The 325-nt window shown below is 44.3% G+C and carries 1 tRNA gene and 1 rRNA gene; both read left to right on the top strand.

Annotated elements, in window-relative coordinates:
- Window positions 1-57, top strand: a 16S ribosomal RNA gene (locus CWC03_RS23055); the annotation flags it as partial.
- Between the two features lie 77 nt (window positions 58-134).
- Window positions 135-211: transfer RNA gene (locus CWC03_RS23050), tRNA-Ile, on the top strand.
- The last annotated feature ends 114 nt before the right edge of the window (window positions 212-325 follow it).

The raw sequence follows: 325 nt of genomic DNA, 5'->3' as shown, positions 1-325 counted from the left end.
GGGGTGAAGTCGTAACAAGGTAGCCCTAGGGGAACCTGGGGCTGGATCACCTCCTTATACGATTTAGAACTTATTTGTTCGAAGTGTCCACACAGATGATTGTTGATTAGAATTAGAGAACACAAACATTGTTTGGGTCTGTAGCTCAGCTGGTTAGAGCGCACGCCTGATAAGCGTGAGGTCGGTAGTTCAAGTCTACTCAGACCCACCACTTTGCTTTGATGCTGCGTCTTTGTGCGACTCGTTTAGCAAACTAAACGTTCGTCACAAAAACCCTTGCCTGAAAGCAAAGATAGGTAAAAAACAAACAATGTTATCCTAGTAA

The organism is Pseudoalteromonas sp. S2755, assembly GCF_005886535.1.
Lineage (GTDB): Bacteria > Pseudomonadota > Gammaproteobacteria > Enterobacterales > Alteromonadaceae > Pseudoalteromonas.
Note: the sequence above shows the minus strand (reverse complement) of the source record. Positions and strands in the feature narration are given on the sequence as shown.